We start from the raw sequence: 26,974 nt of genomic DNA, 5'->3' as shown, positions 1-26,974 counted from the left end.
GCCGTGGTCAGGCATCCGCCAAGACCGGAGACTCGCCCCCGCTTCGCTTTTGCAGGTGGATCAGGAACTCCTTGTTCCCTTTGGGCCCAAGGATCGGGGACTCGCAGACGCCCAGGACCAGAAGCCCGAGCCCCTTGGCCAGTTCGGTCACGTTCTCCACGACCTCCTGGTGCTTCTTCTCGTCCCTGACCACCCCCCCCTTCCCCACCTGTCCGCGTCCCACCTCGAACTGGGGCTTGATCAGCGCCACGATGGTGGCGTCTTCCCTGATCAGGCGCAGCGTCGGGGGGAGCACCTTGTCCAGCGAGATGAAGGAGGCGTCGATGACGGCGATGTCGGGGGCTTCGGGGAGGGACTCCAGGTGTCGGATGTTGGTCTTTTCCAGGTTCACCACCCGCGGGTCCTCGCGCAGTTTCCAGGCGAGCTGCCCGTAGCCGACGTCGACAGCATAGACCCTGCGGGCCCCGCGTTGCAAGAGACAGTCGGTGAAACCGCCGGTAGATGCCCCCACGTCGACGGCACAAAGCCCCTCCACCGTGATGGCGAAGCGGTCCAGCCCTTGGGCGAGCTTCAGGCCGCCGCGGCTCACGTAAGGGAGCGGTTCACCCTTGAGGCGGATCTCGGCCTCGAGCGGCACCATGAGTCCAGCCTTGTCGGCCAGATGGTCGTCCACCACCACCTGTCCCGCCATGATCAGCGCCTTGGCCCTCTCCCGGGACGGTGCGAGCCCCCGCTCCATGACCAGCTTGTCCAGTCTTTCCTTTGCCACCGTTACTCCATTATTCCAAAAGAACCAAAGCAAAAGCCTTAACGCAAAGGCGCGGAGCCGCAAAGGCGCAAAGGAAAGCAGGGATGGATATCTAAAGCCTTTGCAGTTCGCGTATTCGCGTTAAATATCAAGCTATTTACAGCTCCAGAATTAACGCTTTGCTTGCCGCTTCCTTGCGTCTTGGCGCCCTTGCGTCTTTGCGTTGAAGCCTTTGCTTTTAATCAGTACAACCCATGCAGCGCCCCGCCCGGGGCGGCGAGCTCGTCCACCTTCCGCTCCACCGCCGGGTCCTCGACAAGCGGGGGGGCGTGGTGCGGCTTCACCCTGGCGTCGATGACCAGGGGACCGCTGCACCCCCACTGCTTGCAGCGGGTGGCGGCGCCCACCCCGTAGATGTCTGCGGCGGGATCGGACCGGGTGAAGGTGACCCAGAGGAAGTTGTTCAGCTCCGCCGAGACGAAGCGGCTGTCATCGCAGACCACGACCAGCGGGAAGGCATCGAGCCCCTCCACGCCGTTCAGCGCCTCGCACAGGGCCTCCATCTGCGCGTCCTGCTCCCCCTTCGCGGTGCGGCAGGCGGGACCCTGCACGGCTATCACGCCGGGAAGGCAGAGGGCGGGCTGCGAGAAGCCGGGGGCGAGCCTCAGCGCCGCGGGAAGCTCGGTCCCAAGCGTGCGCCGCTTTTCCCCGATGGCGGCGAAGACCACCTTGGAGCCACTGTTCAGCCCCGACCCGGAGTAGTCCAGGGTGTCCATGGTGGTGGCGGTCTGGAAGTGGAGGTCGCGGCGCAGGTCGATCCGCTCCAGCACGTGCCGCAGGAACGCGGGGATGTCGTGGATGTCGAGCCCCGGAGCATCCTCGTGCGCGGCTATCATCAGGTACTTGGCCAGGGAGAGCTGCCCCTGGCCGAGCACCGCGTTGGCGATGGTGAGAAGCTCCTGCGGGGTGCGCCGCTCGCTGTAGGGGACGTAGCGCTCGCTCCCGACGGCAAGAAGAAGGGGATGCACCCCCGCGGCGTCCACCGCATGCACCGCCTTCACCCCGGGAATCACGGTGGGGATCAGCGGACCGGTCAGCTCGTGGATGAAGGCGCCGAAGGAGGTGTCTTCCTGGGGCGGCCGCCCCACCGTGGTGAAGGGCCAGATGGCGCCGTCGCGATAAAAGACCTCCTCCACCCGGAGCACGGGGAAATGGTGGGCGAGGCTGTAGTAGCCGAAGTGGTCCCCGAACGGTCCTTCCGGCAGGGTCTTGTCGGGATCGATGACGCCGGTGATGCAGAAGTCCGCCTGGGCCGGGATGGGAAGCCTCCCTTCGCGCTGCACCATCTCGATGCGGTGCCCGGCCAAAAGCCCCGCGAAGGAGAGCTCGGGCATCCCCTCGGGAAGCGGCATCACCGCGGCCACGGTCATCGAGGGGGCGCCCCCCACGAAGATGTTGACCCGCAGCGGCACCCCCTTCTCGATCGCCTCAGCATGGTGGAAGCCGATGCCGCGGTGGATCTGGTAGTGCAGCCCGATCTCCTCGTTCACCCGGTACTCCCCCCCGGAGAGCTGGACCCGGTACATCCCCAGGTTCGAATGGCGCACTCCAGGCAGCGCGGCGCTCTCGGAATAGACCTGGGGGAGGGTGATGAAGGCGCCGCCGTCGTCGGGCCAGGACTTCAACTGGGGGAGCTTGTCAATGGTGGTGCGGTTTTTCAAGATGGGGCCGTCGCTTACGCTTTTGGGGAGCAGGTGCCAGGCGGCGGGAACGGCGCCCAACAGCGTCGCGGGCTCGCGCAGCGCGCAGCGCGGGTCCACCTTGAGCTTTACCAGGCGCTCCACCGCCTTCAGGGTGTCCCTGAAGATGTACCTGGTCCGTTCCAGGGTGCCGAACAGGTTGCCCAGCATGGGGAATGGGCTCCCCTTGACCCTGGTGAAGAGAAGGGCCGGCCCTCCCGCCTGGTACACCCGGCGCTGAATCGAGCCGATCTCGAGCTCCGCGGAAAGTTCACAGTCTATCCTGACCAGGGCGCCGGTACGCTCCAGGTCGGCCACGCAAGATGCAAGGTCTTTATATCCCAACAATTCCTCCGCCACGGTCAGCCTTATTACCGCATTACTTTTAATGCACCCCCGCAGCCAAGTCAACACAAAAGACCCCCGCCCGCGGCCGCACAAAGGAACGCTGTTCCGGACGCCCTTTTTGTGCTAACCTGCGGACCTCACTACTATGCGGGGGAGCCCTCTTGCCACGTTTCACCATCTTCAAAAAGATCCTGGTCATCACGCTGCTGCTCTCCCTGCTGCCGCTGCTGGTCTCCTCGGCGATCCTTTTGGCCAACCTGCAGTCCACCAGCGCCAGGCTTTCCGCCGAGATCAGCGAGTCCGACGACCGGCAGGCGGTGGAGTCCCTGCAGATGAAGGCGCGGGACCTGGCGGAAAACATCAAGGACTTCCTGCACCAGTGCGAGTGCGACCTCCTCTTTCTCTCCCGCTCCCCCCTCTCCCGTCCCGCCCTGCTTGACTTCTACCAGACGAGGCTTTCGGAGGTGTGGCAGCGCGGCGGCAGTTCCACCGCGTCCCAGGGGACCCACGAGTTCCTCCCCATCTACCGTTCCATCGCCCTCATCGACAGAAACGGCAAGGAGCAGATGGTGATCCGCAACGGCCGCTTCGTCCCGGAGGGGGAGCTCACCGACGTGTCTGTCCCCGCCAACACGGAGTTCAAGGGCGAGACCTACTTTCAAAAGGTGCGCGCCCTGAAGCCGGGGGATATCTACGTCTCCCACCTGACCGGCTTTCACGTCGGCAAGCAGGAACAACTGGCCGGCGCCCCCGACCCGGAGAGCGCCTACGACGGCAAGATGTACCAGGGGGTGGTCCGGTTCGGCGCTCCCCTCTTCGACAAGAAAGGGCGTTTCAACGGCATGGTGCTCCTCTCCCTGGACCACCGGCACCTGATGGAATTCACCCAGCACATAGACCCGGGCAAGAACGCCTCCACGCTCTTTCCCTCCTATCAAAGCGGCAACTACGCCTTCCTCTTCGACGACGAGGGGTGGATCATCACCCACCCGAAGTTCTGGGACATCCGCGGTGTGGACCCCGCCGGGAACCTGGTGCCCCCCTATACCGCCCGCTCCACGAAGGCGGACATAGAAAGCGGGCGCATCCCCTTCAACCTCGATCATGCGGGATTCGTCCACCCGGGCTACCCGAAGGTCTCCGCCGCTGTGCGCGCCAAGCAGGAGGGATACGTGGACATCACCAACGTAGGCGGCGCAAAGAAGATCATGGCCTTCGCCCCCATCTTCTACGACACCGGCGACTACGCGAAGCACGGCGTCTTCGGGGGGGTGACCATCGGCTTTCAGGTGGACCGCTTCCACGAGGCATCGCGCAAGGGTGGCAGGCTCATCGACAAGCAGCTCGGCGAGCACCGCCGCACCAGCGCCATCATCATCTTCCTGACCGCGCTCGTCTCGGCCCTCTCCGCCTGGCTCCTCTCCCGCGGCATCAGCGTGCCGCTGCGGCAGTTGACCGAAAACGCGGGGAAGCTGGCGGCGGGCGACTCAGCGGTCCGGGTAGCGGTCAATTCGGCCGACGAGATCGGCGTCCTCGCCCAGACCTTCAACAACATGGCCGACGAGCTGGACCGGCGCAAGGTGAGCCTCCTCTCCACCCTGGAGGAACTCAAGAAGTCGCGGCTGGAGATCATGGACGAGCGCAACTTCAAGGCCAGCGTCCTGGAAAGTATCTCAAGCGGCATCGTCACCTTCTCCCCGGAGGGGTTTCTCACCTCCATCAACCGCACCGGGAGACTGTTCCTGGGCGAGGAGGTGACCGAGGGGATGCACTACCGCGAGGTCTTCAGGGAGTGGTACGGGCTCTGCGAACGCATCGCCGCGGTCTTCGCCAGCAACTCGGGGTACGGCAGGGAGACCTTCCGCTTCGACCACGGCCCGGGCAAGACCCACTTCGACGTCGGCTTCTTCCCCATAGGTCACGACTCCGAGCACGGGCTCACCGTCACCCTGCGCAACGAGACGGAGCGCGAAAACCTGCACGAGGAGATGATGCGCCTGGACCGGCTCGCCTCCCTGGGCAAGCTCTCCGCCGGCATCGCGCACGAGGTGAGAAACCCGCTCACCGGCATCTCGCTCCTTTTGGACGATCTGCACGACCAGGCCACCTCCAACAGCGCGGACAAGGAGCTGATCAAGAAGGCCCTGGCCGAGATCGAGCGGGTGGAAAAGCTCGTCAACGCGCTACTTAACTACTCTTCCCCTGTGCGAGCCGAGTTCAGGGAGTGCGACCTGAACCGGCTGGTGAACGACACGGTCCTCCTGCTGCGGCGCCCCTGCGAAAAGCAGCAGGTGCAGCTCACCGTCGAGGAAGGGGCGGTTCCCCCCTTCAGGTTCGACCCGGAGAAGATCAAGCAGGCGGTACTCAACATCATCAAGAATGCCCAGCAGGCCCTCCCGGACGGGGGGCGCATCAGGGTCGCCACCTCCGTGCAGGATGGGTATGCGGTGATCGACATCAGCGACGACGGCCCCGGGATCGCCGGCGACGACCTCCCCCTGATCTTCGAGCCCTTCTTCACCAGGAAGGGTGCCGGCACCGGGCTCGGCCTCTCCATCACCCAGCGCATCATCGAGGAGCACCAGGGGAGGGTCCGGGTGGAAAGCGCGCCGGGAAACGGAACCCGCTTCACCGTCGAACTGCCGCTTGGGCAATGTCCCGCCAGTTCCTCTCCCTCCGGGAAGGAGTGCCCGCAGGGCATGTGAGGGCGCACCTCTGCTAGCTACCCCCTCTCCCTCCGGGAGAAGGTGCCCGCAGGGCGGGTGAGAGCGCACCTCTGCGGGCTACCCCCTCTCCCCCCGGGAGAGGGTGCCCGAAGGGCGGGTGAGGGCGCTGCCTGCTACTGCAATTTTGCCACTTGCAACGCCCTCCCCCCTGCTCCTCTCCCTCCGGAGTGAGAGGGGATGCGGTTAGGAAAAGGAACGTATGGAAAAGATACTGATCATAGACGACGAAGCCTTCATCTGCGAAAACGTGCAGCGCATCCTCTCCAGCGAGGGGTTCCAGGTCCTCACCGCCAACTCGGGACAGCAGGCCCGCGACCTGGTCGCCTCGGAGGAGATCGACCTCGCCCTTTTGGACCTGAACCTTGGCACCGAAGACGGCATCGACGTGCTGAAGGGGCTGAAGGAGATCGACCCGGAACTGCTGGTGATCATCATCACCGGCTACGGATCGGTGGAGAGCGCGGTGGAATCGCTCAAGCTCGGGGCGTTCCACTACATGAAGAAGCCCTTCAAGGCGGACGCGCTCAGGCTGATCGTGAAGCTCGCCCTGAAGACGCAGACCCTGAAGCGGGAGGTGAGAAAGCTGCGACACGGCGACGGCTCCCTCCCCGGCCCGTCCCCCATCATCGGCAGAAGCGACGCCTTCAACGAGGTGGTGGCCCAGGTGCGCGAGATCGCCCGCATCCCCTCGACCGTGCTCATCACCGGGGAATCGGGCACCGGCAAGGAGCTGGTGGCCCGCGCCATCCACGACCTCTCCGACCGCAGGGACGCCTCCTTTGTCGCCATCAACTGCGCCTCGATTCCTGCGTCCCTCCTTGAGAGCGAACTTTTCGGACACGAGAAGGGATCCTTCACCGGCGCCGCGGCCCGGAAGAAAGGGCTCTTCGAGGAAGCGCACCACGGCACCATCTTCCTGGACGAGATCGGGGAGATGGATATGGCCGTGCAGGCCAAACTGCTGCGGGTACTGCAGGAGAAGACCATCCGCAGGGTCGGCGCGGTGAAAGACATCGACATCGACGTCCGGGTCGTCGCCGCCACCAACCGCGACCTTTTGCAGCGCATTGCCGAGAAGAGCTTCCGGGAGGATCTGTTCTATCGCCTCAACGTCTTCCCGATCCACATCCCCCCCTTGAGGGAACGGACCCCGGACATCGCCGCCCTGGCCGCCTATTTCCTGGACAACTTCAGCCGCGCCTTCGGCCGCCAGTTCCGCGACGTCTCCCCCGAGGCGGAACGGCTCATGGCGCAGTACGCCTGGCCCGGGAACGTGAGGGAGTTGAGAAACGTCATCGAGCGCATCTGCATCATGCGTAGCGGCCCCACCCTCCTGGCGGAGCACCTGCCGCAGGAGATCAGGAGCGGCCATTACAGCGACGCCGCCGCCGGCACCCCGGCCAACGCCATAGCGATCCCGGAAGGGCTCGGGCTCGAGGAGGCAATCAGCAGCATCGAGAAAACCCTCATAGAGAAGGCGCTGCAGCAGACCGCGGGCAACGTGCTGCAGACGGCAGCAAACCTGAAGATCCCGCGCGGCACGCTGCGCTACAAGATGGAGAAATACGGGCTGTAGCATCTCCGCGCATGCCCCCCCCCGCGACTCGCCCCCCTGCCGACCCAGGGGGAGCCCCCCCCTACCGCCGCCGTTATCAGAACATCGGTGCACGGCACCGTCCCCCTGCACGCCCCGCACGATTAACCCGCACCAACCATTATTCCGGCAGCATCCGCACAAGCCCCCGACGTTCTAATGTAACGGCGACCGAACCTTTTGGCAGATATCCGCCATCACGGTGGCGGATTCCCGCCATCTTCGTTTCACTCAACCGATATTCTGCCCTAAGCGTAGCACCAATTTCAGCAACTTACCTGGATCAGCAAGTGGCACCTCTGTTGCATTAAAACGATGTATCGTATACGCGCAAGCGGAACGGGGGACGATGCACCAGCCCCTCCGTTTAATTATCGAACACACACCGACGCAGCACACCACCCAAGGAGGAGCATCCATGAAACTCAAAGATTGTTTGAAAGCCCTGGTCACCGTGGCGGCGCTTGCCCTGCCGATGACCGCAGTCGCTGCGCCCGCACCGATCGTGATCAAGTTCAGCCACGTCGTCGCTCAGCACACCCCGAAAGGACAGGCCGCCGACTACTTCAAGAAGCTCGCCGAGGAGCGCACCAAGGGACGCGTGAAGGTGGAGGTCTATCCGAACAGCCAGCTTTACAAGGACAAGGAAGAGATGGAAGCGCTGCAGCTGGGCGCGGTACAGATGCTGGCGCCGTCGCTGGCCAAGTTCGCTCCGCTGGGGGTCAAGGAGTTCGAGGTGTTCGACCTCCCCTTCATCTTCGACAACTACCAGGAACTGCACAAGGTGACCCAGGGGCCGGTCGGGGCGAAGCTCCTCAAGAAGCTGGAGCCCAAGGGGATCCTGGGCCTCGCCTACTGGGATAACGGCTTCAAGGTGATGAGCGCCAACAAGCCGATCAAGGCCGTCGCCGACTTCAGGGGACAGAAGATGCGCATCCAGTCCTCCAAGGTGCTCGACTCCCAGATGCGTTCGGTCGGTTCGATCCCGCAGGTCCTCGCCTTCTCCGAGGTGTACCAGGCGCTGCAGACCGGCGTCGTCGACGGCACCGAGAATCCCCCCTCCAACCTGTACACCCAGAAGATGCACGAGGTGCAGAAGTACGTCACCCTCTCCGACCACGGCTACCTGGGCTACGCGGTCATCGTGAACAAGAAGTTCTGGCAGGGGCTGCCGGCCGACATCCGCACCACCCTGGAAGGGTGCATGAAAGACGCCACCAAGTACGCCAACGACGTGGCCAAGAAGGACAACGACGAGGCCCTTGCCGCCGTCAAGAAGTCCGGCCGCAGCCAGCTGATCGCCCTCACCCCGCAGGAGCGCGCGGCCTGGAAGAAGGCGATGGACAAGGCGCACAAGGACAACATGGGTCGCATCGGCGCGGACATCGTCAAGGAAGTCTACGCAGCAACCGGCTACAACGCGAACTAATCTCTACAGACCTGTACGTCACGGCCGCCGCGGCTTCGCGGCGGCCGTTCACACGAGTTCCAGGAGAAGCCCATCATGATGAAGTATCTTGACCATCTCGAGGAAATCATCATCACCTTCCTCATTGCCGCAGCCACGATAATCATCGCCGTTGCCGTCGGCCATCGTTATCTGTCCGGCCTCCCCATCCCCGGGCTGCAGGACTGGCTGCTTACCATTAACATGAGCTGGGCGCAGGAGCTCTGCATCTACATGTTCGTCTGGATGGCGAAGTTCGGCGCCGCCTACGGCGTCAGGAGCGGCATCCACGTCGGCGTCGACGTCCTGGTCACCCGCCTTCCCGACTCCTGGCGCAAGGTGACCGTGGTGCTCGCCATCCTGGGGGGCGCCCTCTTCACCGGCATGATCGGCTCGCTGGGAGCCAAGTTCGTCTGGGAGAACGGCATGCACTACGCCGTATTCAACAAGCTGGGGATGGATGTGGCCGAACTGATCGAAGGCCCCATCACCCCCGACCTCGAGTGGCCCACCTGGATCGTCTACTGCGCGGTGCCGCTGGGCTCGTTTCTCATGTGCTTCCGCTTCCTGCAGGTCGGCCTCGCCTTCCTGCGCACCGGTGAGCTGCCGCACCACGACCACGCCCACGTCGAAGGTATCGAAGAGATAGGTACCCTGGACTCGACCGAGGCTCTGGAGGAGTACGAGCAGCACAAGTTCAACCACAAGGAAGCCAAGGGGGGTGTGAAATGAGTACCGCTGTAGTCGGCTGGGAACAGTTTTCCAAGAAAAAGGCGGCGACCTGGCTGCTCGGCATCGCCGTGATACTCGGAGCGATAGCGACCCTCGGCAGCACGGGCGTCGTCTTCGCCCTGCTGCTCGCGCTGATGTTGACCGGCATGCCGATCTCCATTGCCCTCGGCCTCACCGTCCTCACCTTCCTCTTCTTCTTCTCGGAAGTGCCCACCGAGGCGGTCGCCATGAAGCTCTTCACCGGGATCGAGAAGTTCGAGATCATGGCGATCCCCTTCTTCATCCTGGCGGGCAACTTCCTGACCCACGGCGGCGTGGCGAAGAGGATGATCAACTTCGCCACCTCCATGGTCGGCCACTGGCACGGGGGACTGGCACTCGCCGGCGTCATGGCCTGCGCCCTGTTCGCCGCCGTCTCCGGGTCGAGCCCCGCAACCGTCGTCGCCATCGGCTCCATCATGATGCCCGCCATGGTGCGCGCCGGCTACCCCAAGCGCTTCGGCGCAGGGGTCATCACCACGTCGGGCTCGCTCGGCATCCTGATACCGCCATCCATCCCGATGGTGGTCTACTGCGTCGCCACCAATTCCTCGGTCGGCGCGCTCTTCATGGGGGGCGTGATCCCCGGCCTCATGCTGGCCACCCTGCTCGGCCTGGTCGCCTGGTGGAGGGCGAAGAGCGGCAACTTGCCGCGCATGAAGAGGGCGACCTGGGGCGAGCGGGCCAAGGCGCTGCGGGAGAGCATCTGGGGGCTCTTCCTGATCGTCATCGTCCTCGGGGGGATCTACTCGGGGATGTTCACCCCCACCGAGGCGGCCGCGATGAGCGCCGTCTACGCCTTCGTCATCGCGGTCTTCGTCTACCGCGACGTCCCGTTCAGCAAGGTTCCCAAGGTGCTGCTGGACTCGGCCAGCATGTCGGCCATGCTCCTGTACATCATCACCAACGCCGTGCTCTTCTCCTTCCTGATGACGCACGAAAACATCCCGCAGCTCATGGCGGACTGGATCCTCGGGCACAACCTGGGCGTGGTATCCTTCCTTTTGGTCACCAACGTGCTGCTTCTTCTGGCGGGCAACGTCATGGAGCCCTCCTCCATCATCCTGATCCTCGCCCCGATCCTGTACCCGGTCGCCATGAAGCTCGGCATAGACCCGGTGCACTTCGGCGTGCTGATCACGGTGAACATGGAGGTCGGCATGTGCCACCCGCCGGTGGGGCTCAACCTCTACGTCGCCAGCGGCATCACCAAGATGGGGATCTCGGAGCTCACGGTGGCCGTCTGGCCCTGGCTCATGGCGATGCTCGGCTTCATGCTGCTGGTGACCTATGTGCCAGCCATCTCGCTCTGGCTGCCGCGCGCGCTGGGGTACTGATCCCGCACACCATTCCGGCGAAACAAAAGGGCCTGTCGATCCGACAGGCCCTTTCTTTACCGCATCCCCATTTATGTCTTTACCCTCCGGCGTGGATGCGTTATCAATGGCAAGTTCCACCACGCCTCTTTCCCTAAGGAAGCCCGCCGATGCTCTCTCTACTCGTTGCAATTTTTCTTGTCGCCTATGCCGCCATTGCTCTTGAGCACCCCATCAAGGTGAACAAATCGTCCTCCGCCCTCCTTGGCGCCGGCCTGCTCTGGTCGGTCTACGCCCTCCTCGGCGCAGACTCACACCAGGTCGTGCAACAGTTGAACGAATCGCTCGCCTCTACGGCGCAGATCGTTTTCTTCCTGATCGGAGCAATGACCATCGTGGAGGTGGTGGACGCCCACAACGGATTCGAGGTAATCACGGCGCAGATCAAGACCAGGAAGCTCTCCACGCTGATGTGGCTGGTGGGCTGTGTCACCTTTTTCCTCAGTGCAGTTCTCGACAACCTCACCACCACCATCGTGATGATCTCACTGATGAAGAAACTGCTCGACCGCCAGGAGGACCGCCTCTTCTTCGCCGGCCTCATCGTTATCGCCGCCAATGCCGGCGGTGCCTGGACCCCGATCGGCGACGTCACCACCACCATGCTCTGGATCGGGGGACAGATCACAACCCTGGCAATCATGAAAGGCGTGCTTGCCCCCTCCCTGGTAAACCTGCTGCTGCCGCTGTCCGTGGTGGCATTCCAGTTGAGAGGACGCGAGGTGGTAGCTCCGGCCATCCGCGACAACGGCGACCTCCCCCAGACCACGAACTTCGAACGCAACCTCATGTTCTTTCTTGGGATAGGGATCTTGGTCAGTGTCCCCGTGTTCAAGACCGTCACCCATCTCCCCCCCTTCATGGGAATCTTGCTGGGGCTGGGCATCCTGTGGCTGGCCGGCGACCTGGTGCACCGCAACAAGGAGGAGATGGACAAGCGGCATCTGACCTTGGCCCACGCGCTCGAGAAGATCGACATGAGCTCCATCGTCTTCTTCATCGGGATCCTGCTCGCGGTGGCGACCCTGGAACACACCCACATCCTCGCCGCGATCGCTAAGTGGCTGGACCACGCTGTCGGTCGCCTCGACCTGATCGTGACCCTGATCGGGATGGTGAGCGCCATCGTGGACAACGTGCCGCTGGTCGCCGCATCGATGGGGATGTACGACCTGGCTCAGCACCCCACCGACAGCTTCTTATGGGAGTTCATGGCCTATTGCGCCGGCACCGGTGGCTCCATCCTGATCATAGGATCGGCCGCGGGGGTGGCCGCGATGGGGCTTGAAAAGATACACTTCTTCTGGTATGTCAAGCGGATCAGCGGCTTGGCTCTCTTGGGCTACTTCGGGGGCATCGCGGTATACCTGCTTCAGATCAGGATACTCGGCTAAGGTCCGGGCGCCGGTCGTCCTACCAGGTCCTGAACTGTCCGGAATCGATGTGAACGAAGCCCGACTGCGGGTAGTAGCCGACCCCTCCGGCGGCGAGCGCGGTGGCGGTGCGCCTGATCCGGTCAAGCCCGACGCTGGGGATGGCGAGGTCTATGGCCATCCCCTTCATGTGCAGGCTGTCCTTGGCCACCCCTTTGGACCTGCTCCTCAATCGGGCGTTGTACTCGGGAGAACGGTAGCCGGAGATGATGTGGATCTCGTTGTCGCCACCGAGGCTGTTGTCCAGCCGGTTCAGGTACTCGAGCACGCGGAGGTCCATTTTGGTGGTTTCGTTGGTAAGGTGGCAACGGAAGATCCAGTTGAGGGCCTGGATGGCCTCGTCGCAGTATTCGCCGAGGCTGTTGCGGTAGGTGACGGTGAGCCTTTCCTTGCAGTTGACGTTGTAAAGGGAGAGCTTCCCCTCGGGCGCCCCTCCCCCTTCCACGAATTTGGCCAGCGCCGATTTGGCTCCCAGAACCGTGGCGGCGAAGAAGGCGGAGGACTTGAGGAACATCCGGCGGCACAACATTTTATCTTTCACATAAACTCCTATAAATCAAAGAGTTAGCGCCGAAACGCTATCCTTTGCTACCACAAAGGGTGCGTCCCTGTCAACCCCTCCCCCTCCCCAGCGGGGAATTTAACTTGCTAATGTGCCCTCCTGTGTTTTGCTCTTTTCTGTCGGCACCCACCACCTCGATCAGGGGGGCAGGGCATGAAAATACCCTACGCGTCCAACACGACGGCGCTTTTGTCCGGCGTAACCTTGGCGGTCATGCTTTCGACCGGCGAGCACCTGACCGGCCCGGTGAGCGCCCTCTGCACCGTGACCGGCGCCATCTGGTTCCCGGTTTCCATCGCGGTCTTCGTTCACGGCAAGCAGACCATCGAGTACAAGATACAGTCGCTGCGCGGAGAGCGTCCCTACCTCGACATCCCCAAGGACATCACGCCGCGGGCGCTGATCTGGTTCTCCTCGACCCTGGCCACCGCATGGGCCCTCAGCCTCCTCTACCAGACCCCCTGAACGCAAAAAGGGGAGTCCGGTGACGAACTCCCCTTCCCTTCATGTGCCGGGATCCCTTCTTTTCGTGCGGTCAGATCACAGCTGGAACGGCGGCTCGGAGTCTGACTCAAGCGCGTTCCTGATCGCCTTGATCATCTCCACGGGTGAAAACGGTTTCTGGATCAGGTGGAAATCCTCCTTCGCCTGCAGGTGGTCCGGCCGGTAGCCGCTCATAAAAACCGCTTTCGCCTTCGGGTTGACCTTCTTGATCTCCTTGAAGCAGCTGATGCCGTCCTTGCGCGGCATGACGACATCCATGATCACCAGGTGAATCGGTTCGTTCTCCTTGTATTTCTCGAGGGCATCCTGTCCGTCTTCAGCAGTGATCACCTTGTACCCGTAGCTGGCAAGAAAGTCGGACAGCATCTCGCGGAGCTGCCTTTCGTCGTCGACGATGAGGATCGTCTCCGACCCCTGGTAGCTATTGTTGATCTTGTTCATCATGATCTCCATGCTACTGATCCAGTCTATCTTGGACCCCTCGGTCCTTAGCCGGTCCGGTGTATTGATCTTCAGGATGAATTCGGTTTCGTAGATGATACTCGAGGCGGAAGTGTTGAGGGCACTGGCTAGGGCAAAGATGGAGACCAGGCTGGGCTGCTGCTTCCCCCCTTCAATATTGGAGATAAACTTACGGTCCAGGCAGCTTGATATGGATAGCTTGTCCTGGGAAAGGTTCCGCTCCCTTCTCAATCTGCGGACCACAATGCCAAAAGCTTCTTCAATAGTCATTAATCACCCTCCACATGGGAAGCTTTTATAGCAAATATTCACATAAATTACTGTAGACAATTACCCCCACAAATTAGAGCCAGTTGTGATCAAAATCCCCCCCGGAAAAGGTGCGCCCCAAAGCGGCCTGCAGCTCCCGATCCGCCCATCGGCCGCACAGCCGACTAGACGTGTTTCCGCATGTTTCGGCACCACGTATTCAATGTGTGCTTCAAAGAGGAGTCAGGTCAAGACATTCCTTCCCACGCGCCACGATTATAGCTCTTCGTCAGGGGGACACGGATCTTGAACATGCCTCTCTCTTCGGCACGGATATATCCAAAGGTATAGATAATTATGCCCCCGAGTATATTCAAATCTTCCCAAGTATCGCGTATCAATAGACCATCTACCATCAGCTACAAAAGCCTGCATCGGCACGGCTTTCGGATGTGCCATAACGATAGATTTTTCATTGATTCGCACGTGACATTACAGAAGGAGGATCTGGAGATGAGAAGAGAAATACTTTCAGCGATCTTTTGCATGCTGATGGCATCGACCGCACTGGGGGGGCAGACCTGCAAGGTCATACCGCAAGTATCTCCGGATAACCAGGACGTCGCCGAGAAGGACGCCCGTGGTCTTGCCACCGTCGTCAAACTGAACGCTTCTCCGTCGAAGGACACCACCGGCTACCTATGGGAACAGACGGCAGGCCCCGCGGTCACGCTCAGCGACCCGACCGCCGCCCAGCCCACGTTCTCCGCTCCCGAGGTCGGCCCCACGGGGGCCACCCTTGTCTTCAAGCTCACCGCCAGCGGCTGCTCACCGCTGCAGCGCGAGAGCCTGACCACAACCGTCAACGTGAAGAACGTTGCCACCAACCAGGCGCCGATAGCGGCCATCTCCGTGACACCTAGTGCGGTGTACGAAGGATCCCAGGTCACCCTTGACGGCAGCGGCTCCTCCGATCCCGACGGCAATCCCCTGAGCTACAGATGGTCGCAACTGAGCGGCCCCGCGGTCACCCTGACCACCGCTGGCGCCGGGGCCACCTTCAGCGCCCCCAGTGACGTTCCCTTCCCCAACGGCACCTCGCTCAGCTTCAGGCTGACCGTCTCGGACGGCTCGCTTACCGGCAGCTCGGACCAGATCGTCAACGTGCTATGGGTGAACGATCCCCCCAAAGCGGGGCTCTCCTGCCCCGACTCAGTGAACGAGGGGGCCCAGGTCACCCTCGACGGTTCCGGTTCCACGGACAGCGATGACGGTATTGCCGGATACAACTGGAGCCAGGTCCTCGGCACCCCCAATGCCACCCTGCCCAGCTACGACCAGACGACCGCGAAGAGCCTGACCTTTGACGCACCTTACCTTGATTCCGCAAACGATACCATGACCTTCAAGCTCCTGGTCAGCGACGTCGGCCTCCTTACCGACAGCAGGCAGTGTTCCGTGAAGGTGCTCGACATCACCGCACCGGTGATCTCCGACCTTCCCTCGGACATCACCGCCGAAGCGACCTCGGCAGCCGGTGCCGAAGTAAGTTTCACGCTCCCAAGCGCCAGGGACAACGTCGACGGCAACCTCGCCGTTGCCTGCGCCCCCGGTTCCGGCAGCAGCTTCCCGCTGGGAACCTCCACCGTCACCTGCAGCGTCTCCGACGCGGCCCACAACGGGGCCAGCGGTAACTTCTCCGTAAAAGTCCAGGATACCACCGCCCCGGTCGTCACCCCACCGTCCCCGGTCACCAAGGAGGCCACCGGTCCTGGCACTGAGGTCGCCATCGGGACGGCGACCGCAACCGATGCGGTCGGCGTGAAGGCCATCACCAGCGACGCACCGCCGACCTTCCCGGTAGGGCTCACCATGGTCACCTGGTCCGCCAGCGACGACGCCGGCAACGTCGGCAAAGGCACCCAGTCCGTGACGGTCCAGGACACCACCGCGCCGGTGGTGACCGCCCCCCCCGCGGTCGTAGTCGAGGCGACAGCCCCCCTCTCTCCCGTAGCCATCGGGATCGCCACCGCAACCGACGCAGTCGGCGTGAAAGGGATCAGCAACAACGCTCCCGCCCTGTACCCCGTTGGCACCACGGAGGTAACGTGGTCGGCTGACGACCAGGCGGGCAACGTGGGCACAGCGAAACAGACCGTCACCGTGAAGGACACCACGGCACCGGTGGTGACCCCTCCGGCATCGGTCACCGTTGAAGCCACCGGCCCGACCATGAGCGTCACCTTCGGGACCGCTACCGCCAGCGACGCGGTAGGCGTCACCAGCCTGACCAACGACGCCCCCTCCGTTTTCCCGGTCGGCACCACCGTGGTCACCTGGACCGCCAAGGATGCCGCAGGCAACACCGGTACCGCCGCCCAGTCCGTCACCGTGAAGGACACCACCGCTCCGACCCTCAACGGCGTGCCCAAGTCGCTCACCCTGATCACCGGTCAGGCCGCGACCTATGACCCGACCGCCACCGACCTGGTCGACGGCACCGTTCCGGTCGTCTGCACCCCGGCCTCCGGCAGCAGCTTCGCCCTCGGGACCACGGCGGTCTCCTGCAGCGCCAAGGACGCCCACGGCAACGGCGTAACCGCCAGGTTCGACGTCAACGTACAGTACGGCTTCAACGGCCTGCTCGCCCCCTACGACGCGAACAAGGCGTACAAGATCAAGAGCGCCATCCCGCTTAAGTGGCAGTTCACCAACAGCAACGGTGCGGTCCTCGCCAGTGCCGGCGCGCAGCCGAACGTCACCATCTACCACGTAAGCGACAGCACCGACACCGACGCCGCCATCACCCTGGATGACGCCGGCGCCAGCGGGCTTCAGTACGACAGCCTGACCAACACCTGGCAGTTCAACTGGAAGACCACCGGCCTCCCCGCAGGCGTCTACAACGTCTACATCCAAAGCGCCCTCACCGGCCAGAAAAACGGCCCCTTCCCGGTAAAGCTCGTAAGGTAGAGGAGCACCAGACGGGTCAAGAGGAGGCGGGGGATTCCCCCGCCTCCTTTTTTGTATCGGCTTGCAGTGATCGGCTACTCGCGGGGGATGGCGACGTTTATCTGCGGGGCGATGTCTCCGGCGAACATGTAGTGCCCGGCGGAGCGAAAAGACGGGGCGGGTGTATATCCGAAGATATAGGAAAATATACCCATCGGCCATGCGGAAATATACCGATCCGGTTATTGTCGTTTTGACTGATATATCTACAATCGTCAAACGTAGAGGAGGGGCAGCCCATGGGACGTTTGGAGAACAGAAGAGCAACACGGTATTACTCTGAGGTTCCCATCGAGCTTGCCGGTGGAACCGGCCTCACTAGAGATTACAGCACCGACGGGATCTACTTCACTACCGACCAGGTCCTCGGCTTGGGCGAACAGGTGCAATTTACCATGTGCTTGACCAATCAGGGCCCTACCCAAATGGTCAAGTTGACCTGCCAGGCAGAAGTGGTCCGAGTGGAAATGGTTCAAGATAAAATGGGAACTGCGGTTGCAATTAACGAATGCGTCGCGGAGTTGCTATTCAAAAACCACGATGCAGCCGACGAGGTCACGACAGCCTGCGCGTCCAAGGAGCCAATCTTTCGATACCAACCAGGGATCCTGTAACGAACGTAACACTGGAATGAAACACTATCTAATGGAGGGCATCATGAAAAGAAATGTATCGACAATTGCTTTAGGTATGTTTTTAACACTGGCCAGCACGGCAATGGCAGAAAAACCGGTCTTGGGCCCCTGTGGCACCAACGGTCCGCTCGGTTCGGTAGACATCTCTCCTTCCTCCTACAGCTACACGCGGACCAGCGTGGACCAGCTCACCGCCTCTTTCACCGTCCTCTCGCCGTCGATAAACGTCACGGGTTCTTGCGACCCCTCGCTCGATTACGTTTATGGGAACGGAGACAGCGGCGCGGACATCGATGTAGAGGTGAGGGTCGCCGATGTCTACAACGGCGACGGCTCCACGCCGAGTCTGACCGAGGATCAGCTTAATGCCCTTAAAAATGCATTCAGCTTTACTCCCTCGACCTTCACGCTCCTTGACCCGGGGAAAGGGAGCCAGCCGGTCATCTTGACCTTCACCAATACCAGTGACGTGCCGGCGGGGGAGTACATCGTCAACATTCAAGCAAAATTGACCAACCCCGAAACTGAAAAGGGGCTCGGTATCGGACCGGCCAACAGAACGTTCACCGTCAACATCGCCGAGCCGCAGCAGGTCAAATTGGACACCCTCCCTCCGCTGGTCACCATATCCAGCCCGGGCAACGGAACGTCTCTGCTGCTCAATGCTCCGTTGCAGGCATCGTTCAAAGCCGTTGACCCCACCGAGGAAGGTGCAGGTACCGGAGTTCATGCTGCTCGCGCCTTTATTAACAGCTGCGCAGAAGCCGTACAGCATGATGTAACGGCCGCTCTCTCCAGCAACTCCCTTCTCCCGGTAGCCGCGGGCCAGGAGGTCACGCTCACGGAGAATGCGATCGCCAACCAGATCGGTACCTTCACCCTGGTGGCCGAGGCTGATGACGCTGCCACCCCGGCCATTCACACCGGCTCGGATGTCAGATCGTTCACCGTAGGCGTGGGCGTAACTGCTCTTCCCCCCATCAGTGTTACAGGGAAGCAGTTCAATCCGACCGCGGATGTCGCCATCAAGTGGGCGATTACCGATAACGCAGGCGCCTTGCTGCCTCCGTTCGCCGACATCATGGCGGTTGTAAAGCTGCCTTCCGGTCAGGTTGCAGCAACCTACGTTGCTGGTGCAATCCGTTGGGAACTCGACGCAGCCGGCAACGCTAGCCAATACATAGCCAACTACAAGATCCCCTCGATAACCGGCACCTACAAGGTTGAAATCTTTGTCAACGACGTTTGCAACGCTCCTGTAAAGCAGGGGGAACTCTCCTTCTACGTAGCGACGCCGGGGGCGCAGAAGAAGTAAGGCAAAAAACTTCCGGCAACTTACACATGTCCGGCAACAAGAAAGGGGGCCCCGTATCACGGGACCCCCTTTTTATCGTGAGCGACAGCTGCTGTGGTACCGCACGTATCTTTGCTGTTCAAGCGGGCAGCATGCAGCAAGGCGGGCCTTACCTGCGACAACAAAAAAGTTGGCGGGGAGTTGCCCGCCTCCTTTTTCTTTTGGTACTCAGCACTTACGCCTGGGTGCAGCGCAGGCCGACCCGAAGGAGGATCATTTTTTTCGTTTGACGAGTTGCCAATAACTGTGCCGTGGGGTATAAGTTGATCCGTTGTTAAATTAACAACAGCTAATCATTTACCGGAGGTAACTATGTTACGTCTCAAGTTCGACCTGGCAGGTAGACCGACGGTGTTCCTCGGCAACTGCAAGCGATACTACACCGGTTTGTGCTTGCTCCCCTTGTACCAAAACGTGACCGACCAAGGCATTGCGCTCGTTCGGGTAAAAGAACTGATCGATGACGCAGATAAGAAATATAACGCTGCCGTCAACTACGACCGCGTGGCAATCGTGTTACGCAACAAGGCGTTCAAAGAACTGATCGACATCTTTAAAAAGATCGCTGCTTATCTCCAGGTTGTTGCAACTGAAGACGACATCCCGGGGCTGCTGCAGGCTGGGTTGGAAGTGGTTGCCCCGCCCCCAAGGAAGAAGAAGTCGCCCTCTGCTTCATCAAATTAGCAGAACCGAACCATCGGATAAAACTATGACTCGTTCCCTCGAATGCGGAAGCACGGCGCCCCGTTCGAGGGAACGTTCTGTTCCGCCCCCCTCCCGCTATACTAATCTGAATCCCCTTCTTTTTCCTTACTCCCCTTAAGCACGATGGCCCAGACGGCATGGCACTTAGCTCCAACCGGTGTGCCCTTAGGCTCTGACGGCATACCACTTAACTCCAAACGGTATGCCCTTAGGTTCCTAACGGCATACCACTTAACTCCAAACGGTATGCCCTTAGGTTCCTAACGGCATACCACTTAACACCAAACGGTATGCCCTTAGGTTCCTAACGGCATACCACTTAACTCCAAACGGTATGCCCTTAGGCTTTAACGGCATACCACTCAACTCCAAACGGTATGCCCTTAGGTCCCTAACGGCATACCACTTAACTCCAAACGGTATGCCCTTAGGCTTTAACGGCATACCACTTAACTCCAAACGGTATGCCCTTAGGCTCTAACGGCATACCACTTAACTCCAAACGGTATGCCCTTAGGCTCTAACGGCATACCACTTAACTCCAAACGGTATGCCCTTAGGTTCCTAACGGCATACCACTTAACTCCAACCCGTATGCCCTTAGGCTTTAACGGCATACCACTTAACTCCAAACGGTATGCCCTTAGGCTTTAACGGCATACCACTTAACTCCAAACGGTATGCCCTTAGGTTCCTAACGGCATACCACTTAACTCCAACCGGTATGCCCTTAGGCTTTAACGGCATACCACTCAACTCCAAACGGTATGCCCTTAGGCTTTAACGGCATACCACTTAACTCCAACCGGTATGCCCTTAGGCTTTAACGGCGTGTCTTCAAGGGCTAACGAAGCGTGGGCCTGTTAAGAATTTTGTGTCAAATGGTGCTTCGGTCCTTGGAAGGGATATGGGCGGGGATCACGTCACCGGTTACTGGCGCTGTCGCGAAGTCCCTGCGCCAGCGGTTGGTGATGGACGATGTGCAGCGTCTTGCACGCACGGGTGATCGCAACGTACAAGAGGTTCCTGTCCGGTTCGGTCTGGCGGTAGTCGTAGGAACTGGGGTTGTAGAGGATTACGTTGGAGAACTCAACGCCTTTGATGGCGTGAGCATGGATGACCTGGACCCCGGGCGTAAATGAAACTTCCCCTTCGGCGTGCAGGCCGGGGAGACCTGCGAGTGCAGCGTGGAGGGCTTTGACATCCGCCTTCTTCTTGCAGATCACTCCTGTTAGCGAGGTCGGTGCAGCCTGCACCAACTCCTCGACGAGTTCCCGAATTTTCGCCATCGACTCGGCGGCATTCTTCGTGGGATGGAAGCCGAGCGCACCGGAATGTGCCTTCGTGGTATCGGCGGTCCGCCCGCTCACCTGGGCGGCGAGATCGACGATCTCCTTCGGACACCGGTAGGATACCGTCAGGTTCTCCTTTTCGAGCCCCTGGGAATGGAGCTGGGCCATGACACTGGAGAACCCTTGGGAGTCAAGGAAACTAAGAATCTGCTGCTTTTCATCGGCGCAGATGGTGAGGCTTCGCGCGGCAGAGGTGGCGGCCACGATGGTACGCAGTTCGAGCGAGGAGAGATCCTGCGCTTCATCGACAACGATATGGTCATAGGCGTTGAGCGCCCCGACGACCACAGTGCCGGCCGGGCGCCGCAGTTGCGCCAGACGGAGCAGGATGCTGGCATCGGAGAACGAGACCACCCGCTCTTTCGCTGCGAACTTCCTCTGGGCCACCTGCTGGAACTCGGTACCGGAGTCCGCGCAGAGCGCGGCGACGACATAATCCTGCATGAGAAAGCGCCACAAGTCGGTGACCGGCTCGATCTTCGTCGTCTCCTTAACGTACTTCGCGAGGAGAGCCGGGACTCTGCTGCTCTTCTTCTGCGCCCCGAAAGGATCGTCAAAGACCGTTTTCAGCGAGTGGACCCCGAGGGCGGCGAGCGCTGTCAGGGACCAGGCGCTGTAGGTATCTACCCGCACCGGCCCAAGGAGGGTGTCGCTGCTTTGTTTGACGTAGTCCCGCAGGACCCTGTTGAACATGAGTACGATGCACCGCTCCGGACGGTACTTCTCCGGCGCGTCGAACATGAGAAACGAGAGCCGGTGCAGCGCCACCGTAGTCTTGCCGGCCCCGGCCGCACCGTTAATGACGACCACGCCGTCCTTGAGCTTGGTGATGGCGCGAAACTGTTCCGGCGAGATCAGGGCGGCGATGGAATCCACCATCCGGTGATCCTCGGTCCGCTCCTTGGTGTCGGCGGTCGACTCGCCGGCCGCGCCGTTTTTGTGCCACGCGCCCCCCCGCAGCTCGTATGTTTCAGAAGGAGTCTCGATGCGGTTCAAGGCCTTTTTCGTGATGGTCACCTTGTCCCGGCGGGTGATCACCCCTTCCCTCTCGACCCCTCTGATGGTCAGCTCGTATTCCTCGCCGATGTCGTAACCTTCGTAGAAAGGGCCGGTGATCTCCGCCTTTCTCCAGTCGATGATGACGACCCGCTGACCGTCCATGAGCGTCTGGTTGCCGATCAGGTACTCCTTCTTGCCGATCCTGCGGTCGTTGTCATGGATGCCGAGAATGCCGAAATAAGGAGAGGCCTGCTGGGCGTATTCATGAAGGTATTTGCGCGGAGAGTGGTGCCCGTGCTCGATCAGCTTCTCAGCCAGATCGTTCTTCTCGCGCCAGTCCACCGAGGCCAGGCGCTGCTGTTCCAGTTCCTTCGTGTATGACTCGTGTCTTGCGATCGTCTGGAGACGGTCGACCGCGTACCGCTCGATCGCCTCATGAATCCTGTCCAGCCGCTCAATTTCCTGCTTTACGATTTCCATCAACTCCCCACAGCATGAACATAAAAAAGCACCCACAGGAAACCCCGTAAGTGCCTCGTAACCTTGATCCTCGAGATAAATCCCAACCGCCCTATCACCCAACGCTCAGGACGACTACATATACCCAGATCCATCTCCTCTTTCAAGCACTTTCTTCGTCGATGTCTGCGCCGATTGGGAATGGGGGGATGAGGAATATGAGGGAACGTTTCGGATCAGCATAAGGAAGACCTGCTCAATCTGCTGAGGGCTGTTTAAGAGATGCACTAGCACAACTATGCGGACACTGGTTGCCACCTTGGGGTCTTGTAAAATTCTCTCACAGCCGTACACTTTCCACGATAAATCAAGGCAGTGGAGTTTTGGGGTTGGCTCCAGCGCCTGAGGAACTGGCAACCTATTGAGGCCACACTGACATAACCTTACCGGAGGTACGTATGGATAACATGGGTCAGTATCAACAGCTTGCTGTCACTTATGCCACAGAATTCGGGACCAAGATCATCGCAGTAATTATCTTCTGGTTGGTGGGGCGCTGGTTGATTGGACTGGTGGGGCGCTTGCTACAAGGAGTTTTGGAAAAGCAAAAAGTCGATGCCACTTTGATGCGCTACATCGGAAATTTCGTTGCCGTCACGTTGAACATCATCCTAGTCGTCGCCATACTTGGTTACTGTGGATTCCAGACCACCACCTTTGCTGCATTGGTGGCTGGTATAGGCATTGCCATCGGCGCTGCTTGGGGTGGGCTGCTCTCGAACCTTGCAGCAGGGGTCTTTCTCGTAGTGCTGCATCCCTTCAAGGTAGGTGACTTCGTGACAGTAGGTGGGGTGACCGGCACTGTTAAAGAGATCGGGCTTTTCGTTACCTCAATCAACACCCCGGACAATGTCCTGACGATGGTTGGAAACGGCAAGATTTTCAGCGACAACATCCAGAACTATACTGCAAATCCGTTTAGGAGGGTTGAATTGAAATGCCAACTGGCCGGTGGTGCCGATCACGTTGCAGCCATGAAACTACTACGGGACAAGCTTGCAACAGTTCCCAACGTGTTATCGCAACCGCCGGTGGAGGTTGAAATTCTTGAATTCACGCTGGTTGGACCTGTGTTGGCAGTTCGTCCATTCTGTCATAACGATAACTACTGGCAGGTTTATTTCGACGGCAACCGCATCATCCGTGAGAGCCTTGCTACAGCCGGTTTCCCAGCCCCCATGCCGGCGCAAATGGTGCTGGTGAATTCAATGAACACCCCTGCATCATAAACCGAAAGAGAGCAACACCACAGATGGGACGCTGAAAACGATAAAAACCGCAATAGGTGGCAAATAGAATTTGCTGATAGGGACTGCTCTTGAACTGTTCCGAAAACAATGCCCTCAGGTTTAGGGGATTGCCGGAGAGACGTGATCCTCTGCCTTTCAACCAGGACGACCTCATCCGGCGAATCGTTCTTGACGTTGTTCGCCCACTGCGAGACAGGGTTCATCTCAAGTGAAGGAGGCGGCCGTGGACATAGAGAAAAGAACATCTGCCAGACTTGCCTTTCACGCAAAGGCATGCATCCATTGGAATAATCAGGATGTAGAGGGGCAAGTGGAGAATGTCAGTGTTGATGGTGCCTTTGTGACTGCGGCTTTCAAGATGCGTATAAACGACGTGGTGGCACTCACCATCAACGATACTCCCACCGTCGGCATAAATGCGAAGGTGGTTAGGTTGACGAACACGGGGATGGGATTGAAGTTTGAAAAGACGCTGCATTTTTGAGAAGAGACCTGACGTTGTTGATCGACGGTGAGGCCGGAAAAGCCTCCATCAGGTCCTGAGGACAAAGTTGGAACAGATGCACCAGGGCAGTTGGACCCGTCGTATTCCGATCTAGCCACGTCGCCTACTCGTCAGGAATATAGCCACAAAAACGATAAAAGGGCCTAGCTATTTCTAGCTAGGCCCTTGATTTTTTTGGCGTCCCCGAGACGATTCGAACGTCCGACCCCTTCCTTTAGCATTTTCAAGGGGTTACGGGCTTAGCCATTGCCCTTGCCTATCTATATTTAGGGGTAAAAGGTCTCACTTCAGGTCACACTTTTACCACCATAACTGCCTTATATCAAGGACAAATATGCCTGTCCACCTCACGTCAAGAGGTCTCACTTTCTAAGACCTCGACAGCATCAGCCAACTTAGAAGGGTTCAGGTGGGCATACCTCTCGGTAATCTGTATGCTGCTGTGACCTAACCACTCCTTAACGACATAGAGGTCTACCCCCTTGTTCACCAGACGTGATGCGCAGGTATGCCTTAACGCATGCATTACGAACTCCTTGTCATGATTGAGTTTCAAATGGTTGCGTGCCCAGTTCCAAGCATATTCAGCCTGATATACCATCATTCTAAAGGGCTTAGGGTTCCCATGCTGTCTACCTTCAAGAATACTCCTAACCCTTCGGGTCATGGGTATGCTCCTGGGACGCTCCCCCTTGTTGATCCATATCGAGATCAGGTTGCTCTCAAAGTTAACATCCTCGTATCTAAGATTTAGCACCTCGGACAACCTGCAACCGGTATCAACCAACACCTCTACCAGTAGGGCAACATCGTGGAAGTAAGGTCGGTTTCCAAGGTGCTCCTCATTACGTAGGCATCTGACAACCTGCTGCACCTCCTCATGCGATAACACCCGAATCCTGCCTTTACGCTCTTTCCTGAGGCGTATGAAGTCACATGGCTGCTTCTTATACTTCAGGATGGTCTTTAAGGTCGCCAAGTACCGGTTTACTGTAGCTACCTGAACACCCGTAACGTCCAAGGTGCAGATTAGCGCCTCGATGGTGTCCTCGGTAATGGAGTCTATCAAGATATCCCCCATAACCTCGACAAGTCCCTGTGCTCGCCGGTAGGTTCCCATAGCATCCTTGTTCGTCTTCCATTTGGCCTCATATGTCTGCTCAATCGCCTTACTGAGCGTTACAGCTACCGGTTTGTTCTGCTGTGCACAGGATACCTCCTGGTGAAGTCTCTGCTTATCTGCAGCTTCCGCGAGCTTCGCGTCACGCTTGGTGTACTTGCCGGTGGACTTATACACCCTAACTCCCTTGTGTATGTAATCCATGTAGAACGCGCCGTTTTTGTTTCTTCTATAGACTGACATGGTGATACCTCCTTTGATTTAGGTACAAAAATAGGAGCTTGCTGGCTCCTTAGTTGACTGCTACTTGGACTAGTGGGATTAATGAGTAACGGACTTGGCGATACGGCTTCGAAATTTGAGATTTGACGGGACTTTAGATGTAGAGGTAGGCTAGGATATGGGTTTGCTTAATTACTGCTTAAATTAGGATTAAAATTAGCTTGATTAAATGTTAGCTTTAGTAGTAGTGTGAGCTAATCTTGTTCCTCCGAGGTCTGCCATGTCGAGATGCACCTATATCAGCTCCTGTCCTTTCCCGAACGACAAACTACCCAAAATGCCTGTTACCACTAACTTTATGGTAGAGAACTACTGCTCCTGGGACTTCGCTAGATGCAGGATTTATAAGACAGCCGGACAATATAGGGCTGAAAACATGTCATACGATGAGACTTTTGAGGACCGGTTCTTATCAGGTAAGATACTGAGTTGGTTGGTTTGTGAGGGGCTAGGCAGGTAGGGAATTACAAAGGTTGCTTGCTTGAGATTACCAGATGGTAAAGTGCTCTCTGGTCCGTTGCTGGTAGGCTGGCTACGTGCTGGATCAACTTGTATCCGTTCTTCATAAGGGAGGTCAGCTCGGTCACCATTTTGAGGATGGTCGGGTAGCTCAGTGCCTTGGTATCTAATGAAGAGTACACATACTGGTAAATCTTGTTCCCGCATGGTCCACATATCACTGTTACCGCTGAGTCCTGAGCAGCCTTAAATCCGGTGGAGGTCAATGTACCATACTTGATCCCATGAATCGTATCCCCTTCCCTTAACGCCCTACCGCAGTATTCGCAATTCATAAATGCCCCCTTTCAGCAAACGAATAGTAGCTGTCACCGATGACGATGTGGTCCAGTACCTTGATCCCTATCATGTCTCCTGCTTCTTGGAGCCTCTGGGTAATGGTCATATCTTCAGTCGATGGTGTCGTGTCTCCAGTCGGGTGGTTGTGCAGAAGGATCACCGCTGCTGCTGACGATAGGAGCGCTGTCTTGAAGAGTTCTCTGGGATGAACAATGCTCTGGTTGAGGGAACCGGTACTTACCATATCGCAACAGACGATACGATTCTTCCCATCGAGATGCAGTGCTATGAAGTGCTCCTTGGTCTCATGCCTCAGGAAGCTGAAGGTGTCGAAGACTTGGGACGCCGATGTATAGCGGGTGTTTGGCTTAAGGTAGTCGGTAATGGTATCGCTGACGGTCATGCTCTGATAGACGGCTTTGATGGTCTTGAGCTTAATGCTACGTGGCTTAGGTGCCGGTACTGCCTCGGGTCCAAACAGGGT

Annotated in this window: 19 protein-coding genes and 2 pseudogenes; 13 read left to right on the top strand and 8 right to left on the bottom strand. The window is 59.2% G+C overall.

Annotated features, from left to right (window positions below; genetic code table 11):
• Window positions 1–7 precede the first annotated feature (7 nt).
• Complete coding sequence (locus tag KP003_RS07035; RefSeq protein ID WP_216791249.1) at window positions 8–769, bottom strand: TlyA family RNA methyltransferase; 762 nt, start codon at window positions 767–769, stop codon at window positions 8–10.
• Window positions 770–990: 221 nt separating this feature from the next.
• Window positions 991–2,832, bottom strand: a complete 1,842-nt coding sequence (locus KP003_RS07030) for a UbiD family decarboxylase (RefSeq protein ID WP_217300537.1) — start codon at window positions 2,830–2,832, stop codon at window positions 991–993.
• A 164-nt stretch (window positions 2,833–2,996) separates the two neighbouring features.
• Between KP003_RS07030 and KP003_RS07025 the strand changes: the two genes are divergently transcribed.
• The 6 genes from KP003_RS07025 to nhaD all read left to right on the top strand — a co-directional run bounded on the left by KP003_RS07025 (window position 2,997) and on the right by nhaD (window position 12,143).
• The gene (locus tag KP003_RS07025) at window positions 2,997–5,540 is read left to right on the top strand and encodes a PAS domain-containing sensor histidine kinase (protein WP_217300536.1); all 2,544 of its coding nucleotides are present in this window, start codon (window positions 2,997–2,999) and stop codon (window positions 5,538–5,540) included.
• A gap of 220 nt (window positions 5,541–5,760) precedes the next feature.
• Window positions 5,761–7,137 (top strand): sigma-54-dependent transcriptional regulator, encoded by a 1,377-nt coding sequence (locus KP003_RS07020; RefSeq protein WP_217300535.1) that lies wholly within the window; start codon window positions 5,761–5,763, stop codon window positions 7,135–7,137.
• Window positions 7,138–7,573: 436 nt separating this feature from the next.
• Window positions 7,574–8,584, top strand: coding sequence for a TRAP transporter substrate-binding protein (locus KP003_RS07015; protein ID WP_217300534.1), 1,011 nt, complete (start codon window positions 7,574–7,576; stop codon window positions 8,582–8,584).
• 75 nt (window positions 8,585–8,659) lie between these two features.
• Window positions 8,660–9,334 carry a TRAP transporter small permease gene (locus KP003_RS07010; RefSeq protein WP_217300533.1) on the top strand — a complete coding sequence of 225 codons (675 nt, stop codon included), beginning with the start codon at window positions 8,660–8,662 and terminating at the stop codon, window positions 9,332–9,334.
• Window positions 9,331–10,710 carry a TRAP transporter large permease gene (locus KP003_RS07005; RefSeq protein ID WP_216498240.1) on the top strand — a complete coding sequence of 460 codons (1,380 nt, stop codon included), beginning with the start codon at window positions 9,331–9,333 and terminating at the stop codon, window positions 10,708–10,710. The genes KP003_RS07010 and KP003_RS07005 overlap by 4 nt, the downstream gene beginning before the upstream one ends.
• A gap of 149 nt (window positions 10,711–10,859) precedes the next feature.
• Window positions 10,860–12,143, top strand: coding sequence for a sodium:proton antiporter NhaD (gene nhaD, locus KP003_RS07000; protein WP_217300532.1), 1,284 nt, complete (start codon window positions 10,860–10,862; stop codon window positions 12,141–12,143).
• Between the two features lie 19 nt (window positions 12,144–12,162).
• Here the strand turns inward: nhaD and KP003_RS06995 are convergent, their stop codons facing one another.
• A complete protein-coding gene (locus tag KP003_RS06995; RefSeq protein WP_217300531.1) occupies window positions 12,163–12,723 on the bottom strand; it encodes a YcbK family protein in 561 nt (186 codons plus the stop codon).
• A 174-nt stretch (window positions 12,724–12,897) separates the two neighbouring features.
• On the opposite strand from KP003_RS06995, the gene KP003_RS06990 reads away from it, so the two are divergent.
• Window positions 12,898–13,209: a hypothetical protein gene (locus KP003_RS06990; protein ID WP_217300530.1), complete on the top strand. Its 312-nt coding sequence runs from the start codon at window positions 12,898–12,900 to the stop codon at window positions 13,207–13,209.
• A gap of 75 nt (window positions 13,210–13,284) precedes the next feature.
• On the opposite strand, the gene KP003_RS06985 is transcribed toward KP003_RS06990, so the two are convergent.
• Window positions 13,285–13,980 (bottom strand): helix-turn-helix domain-containing protein, encoded by a 696-nt coding sequence (locus KP003_RS06985; RefSeq protein ID WP_216498244.1) that lies wholly within the window; start codon window positions 13,978–13,980, stop codon window positions 13,285–13,287.
• A 492-nt stretch (window positions 13,981–14,472) separates the two neighbouring features.
• On the opposite strand from KP003_RS06985, the gene KP003_RS06980 reads away from it, so the two are divergent.
• From KP003_RS06980 to KP003_RS06965, 4 genes are all read left to right on the top strand, one after another.
• Entirely contained in the window at window positions 14,473–16,932 is a 2,460-nt protein-coding gene (locus KP003_RS06980; protein WP_216791236.1) for an HYR domain-containing protein, read from the top strand.
• A gap of 278 nt (window positions 16,933–17,210) precedes the next feature.
• Window positions 17,211–17,585: a PilZ domain-containing protein gene (locus KP003_RS06975; protein ID WP_216791234.1), complete on the top strand. Its 375-nt coding sequence runs from the start codon at window positions 17,211–17,213 to the stop codon at window positions 17,583–17,585.
• A 43-nt stretch (window positions 17,586–17,628) separates the two neighbouring features.
• Window positions 17,629–18,921 (top strand): hypothetical protein, encoded by a 1,293-nt coding sequence (locus tag KP003_RS06970; protein WP_216498247.1) that lies wholly within the window; start codon window positions 17,629–17,631, stop codon window positions 18,919–18,921.
• Between the two features lie 351 nt (window positions 18,922–19,272).
• A complete protein-coding gene (locus KP003_RS06965) occupies window positions 19,273–19,644 on the top strand; it encodes a hypothetical protein (RefSeq protein WP_216498248.1) in 372 nt (123 codons plus the stop codon).
• A 944-nt stretch (window positions 19,645–20,588) separates the two neighbouring features.
• On the opposite strand, the gene KP003_RS06960 is transcribed toward KP003_RS06965, so the two are convergent.
• Complete coding sequence (locus tag KP003_RS06960; RefSeq protein WP_216791233.1) at window positions 20,589–22,496, bottom strand: UvrD-helicase domain-containing protein; 1,908 nt, start codon at window positions 22,494–22,496, stop codon at window positions 20,589–20,591.
• A gap of 437 nt (window positions 22,497–22,933) precedes the next feature.
• On the opposite strand from KP003_RS06960, the gene KP003_RS06955 reads away from it, so the two are divergent.
• Complete coding sequence (locus KP003_RS06955; RefSeq protein WP_216498250.1) at window positions 22,934–23,764, top strand: mechanosensitive ion channel family protein; 831 nt, start codon at window positions 22,934–22,936, stop codon at window positions 23,762–23,764.
• Between the two features lie 244 nt (window positions 23,765–24,008).
• A complete protein-coding gene (locus tag KP003_RS06950) occupies window positions 24,009–24,269 on the top strand; it encodes a PilZ domain-containing protein (protein ID WP_216498251.1) in 261 nt (86 codons plus the stop codon).
• Between the two features lie 196 nt (window positions 24,270–24,465).
• Here the strand turns inward: KP003_RS06950 and KP003_RS06945 are convergent.
• The 3 genes and pseudogenes from KP003_RS06945 to KP003_RS06935 all read right to left on the bottom strand — a co-directional run.
• Window positions 24,466–24,543, bottom strand: a pseudogene (locus KP003_RS06945).
• Window positions 24,544–24,642: 99 nt separating this feature from the next.
• The gene (locus KP003_RS06940; protein WP_217300529.1) at window positions 24,643–25,653 is read right to left on the bottom strand and encodes a tyrosine-type recombinase/integrase; all 1,011 of its coding nucleotides are present in this window, start codon (window positions 25,651–25,653) and stop codon (window positions 24,643–24,645) included.
• Window positions 25,654–26,482: 829 nt separating this feature from the next.
• Window positions 26,483–26,848, bottom strand: a pseudogene (locus KP003_RS06935) (JAB domain-containing protein); the annotation flags it as partial.
• Between the last annotated feature and the right edge of the window lie 126 nt (window positions 26,849–26,974).

The sequence above is a fragment of the Geomonas diazotrophica genome (assembly GCF_019063885.1).
In the GTDB taxonomy this organism is placed as follows: Bacteria; Desulfobacterota; Desulfuromonadia; order Geobacterales; family Geobacteraceae; genus Geomonas; species Geomonas diazotrophica.
Note: the sequence above shows the minus strand (reverse complement) of the source record. Positions and strands in the feature narration are given on the sequence as shown.

What these genes read in the sequence shown, in the direction of transcription:
- KP003_RS07020 (WP_217300535.1), top strand. Translation starts at nt 5,761, where the DNA reads ATGGAAAAGATACTGATCATAGACGACGAAGCCTTCATCTGCGAAAAC.
- KP003_RS07015 (WP_217300534.1), top strand. Translation starts at nt 7,574, where the DNA reads ATGAAACTCAAAGATTGTTTGAAAGCCCTGGTCACCGTGGCGGCGCTT.
- KP003_RS07010 (WP_217300533.1), top strand. Translation starts at nt 8,660, where the DNA reads ATGATGAAGTATCTTGACCATCTCGAGGAAATCATCATCACCTTCCTC.
- KP003_RS07005 (WP_216498240.1), top strand. Translation starts at nt 9,331, where the DNA reads ATGAGTACCGCTGTAGTCGGCTGGGAACAGTTTTCCAAGAAAAAGGCG.
- nhaD (WP_217300532.1), top strand. Translation starts at nt 10,860, where the DNA reads ATGCTCTCTCTACTCGTTGCAATTTTTCTTGTCGCCTATGCCGCCATT.
- KP003_RS06990 (WP_217300530.1), top strand. Translation starts at nt 12,898, where the DNA reads ATGAAAATACCCTACGCGTCCAACACGACGGCGCTTTTGTCCGGCGTA.
- KP003_RS06985 (WP_216498244.1), bottom strand. Translation starts at nt 13,980, where the DNA reads ATGACTATTGAAGAAGCTTTTGGCATTGTGGTCCGCAGATTGAGAAGG.
- KP003_RS06980 (WP_216791236.1), top strand. Translation starts at nt 14,473, where the DNA reads ATGAGAAGAGAAATACTTTCAGCGATCTTTTGCATGCTGATGGCATCG.
- KP003_RS06975 (WP_216791234.1), top strand. Translation starts at nt 17,211, where the DNA reads ATGGGACGTTTGGAGAACAGAAGAGCAACACGGTATTACTCTGAGGTT.
- KP003_RS06970 (WP_216498247.1), top strand. Translation starts at nt 17,629, where the DNA reads ATGAAAAGAAATGTATCGACAATTGCTTTAGGTATGTTTTTAACACTG.
- KP003_RS06965 (WP_216498248.1), top strand. Translation starts at nt 19,273, where the DNA reads ATGTTACGTCTCAAGTTCGACCTGGCAGGTAGACCGACGGTGTTCCTC.
- KP003_RS06960 (WP_216791233.1), bottom strand. Translation starts at nt 22,496, where the DNA reads ATGGAAATCGTAAAGCAGGAAATTGAGCGGCTGGACAGGATTCATGAG.
- KP003_RS06955 (WP_216498250.1), top strand. Translation starts at nt 22,934, where the DNA reads ATGGATAACATGGGTCAGTATCAACAGCTTGCTGTCACTTATGCCACA.
- KP003_RS06940 (WP_217300529.1), bottom strand. Translation starts at nt 25,653, where the DNA reads ATGTCAGTCTATAGAAGAAACAAAAACGGCGCGTTCTACATGGATTAC.